This window comes from Endozoicomonas sp. SESOKO4 (genome assembly GCF_024606275.1).
In genome coordinates this window covers 1-1,557 of the sequence record NZ_JAHHPS010000013.1, presented here as the reverse complement: position 1 = coordinate 1,557, position 1,557 = coordinate 1, and the positions used below count along the sequence as shown (strand labels likewise).

3 protein-coding genes are annotated in these 1,557 nt (G+C 45.9%); 1 reads left to right on the top strand and 2 read right to left on the bottom strand.

Going from position 1 to position 1,557, the window contains the following annotated elements; translation table 11 throughout:
- A partial coding sequence (locus KDK16_RS00190) for an alkaline phosphatase family protein (protein ID WP_257274164.1) occupies positions 1–601 on the bottom strand: 601 nt, incomplete at its 3' end.
- Between the two features lie 23 nt (positions 602–624).
- Complete coding sequence (locus KDK16_RS00185; RefSeq protein ID WP_257274163.1) at positions 625–747, bottom strand: hypothetical protein; 123 nt, start codon at positions 745–747, stop codon at positions 625–627.
- Positions 748–988: 241 nt separating this feature from the next.
- Between KDK16_RS00185 and KDK16_RS00180 the strand changes: the two genes are divergently transcribed.
- A partial coding sequence (locus KDK16_RS00180; protein ID WP_257274162.1) for a hypothetical protein occupies positions 989–1,557 on the top strand: 569 nt, incomplete at its 3' end.

The following is a 1,557-nucleotide window of genomic DNA, read 5'->3' as shown; positions in this document are numbered from 1 at the left end:
CTTCTACCACCGCGCCTTTCACCAGAAGCCGGAAAGGCAACAAAATTGAAGAGTTAGGGTTGGTTCCCCCATGAAATGAACAATAGTATTCATCACAGACAGTAAAAGCATCAGCCAAGGCAAACTGAAAAGGTAATTCAGCCTCAGTGTAGTAGCCCATAGACTGCTCTTTTTTGTGGGTGGGCCAATCACTCATGCGTCCCATATCCCAGGCATCCTGGGCATCCGGGAACGTATGTGGTGTGCCATTCACACGCTGTGCATTACCTTGCTTCGCATCCAGATGATAGGGATAAATAAATCGATTACTCCACCCTTTCACGTATTTTTGCTTCCAGACATCACCATACACCGTAGGAGCAGGATGGCGATCAGCAAAACCACGAACCCCTGCCAACTTTCCAAAATAGTGGTCAAAAGCCCGGTTTTCCTGCATCAATATAACCACATGCTCCACATCATTGATGTTACCGTGGACATTATTTGCCGGAATAGATAAAGCCTTCACAATGGAAGGTGGAAGCAACCCTGAAGCTGTCACGCCGGTTAACCCGACACCTGACGCCTTTAAAAACTGACGACGACTCAATGATTTTTTCATAATGAACTGCTTGCCTTTACTATCTACTCAACCGGGCAGTGGTATTCACTGGTATTATTATCACCGCTGTTGGACTCTGCTTCATCGTCACAGCCACTTAGCAATACTGTAAAAACAATCAGAGGTATCACACTCAGAACTCTCACACGGGCTCCTGTTTCTTGTAGGTTGTTTTTTTGCATGCACAGCCTAGGGCAGAAATAAGTCAGAGTAATGTTACAAGGGTGTCAGTTTCATGATGAATTAATGACGGCAGGGGTGGTCCACCGCTAATGCCTTTAACTCGTTATTGACCTCTATTTTTTATTTTCCGAGCCAGATTGTCTGCAGAGCCATTTTAGCGTCTATAGTTACAGCTCCTTACAAATGAGTCAGCAGGTGTTCCCGGTGCGACAAGCTTTATCTGTCCTGATTGTTGTGGCGATGGTGCGACCGGTTATGGCGCTGACACCGGCAGGCTTGTTCCCTCAGTTTATGTGGATCGTTGACCATGATTACCATGCTACTCCCTATTACAGGAATGCAGGTTACATCAGCTACGTGAAGTCATTTAAAGGTGAAGCTAAGGAAAATTTCTACTTATCATCGCTGAATATTCTTGTTCAGCCGCCCGAAATCAAAGGTACTACCTCTGTTGTCTCTGTTGGCCTGCCAGGTACCTCGGTTACTTACCGATTTGATGCTGTTCCAATGGTATGGTTTCCTCCTGAGTCTCTGGAAAAAGCCTCGTTCAGCTGGTCTGCCGATGGGCAGTCTCTTTTCGTCAAACGGTCATTATCGGAGCGTACATCGGACAAATCTATTACCAGGATCGAATTTGAATATTCAGGCTGTCTCAGCAGCGTCTTCACTAAAGATGTTCTGAAGCATCTGTTTACAAGGTATAACAGTATCAACCCTGAACTCTTCAATTTTGTTGCCTTTCCGGCTTCTGGTGAAAGGCGCGGTGGTAGAAG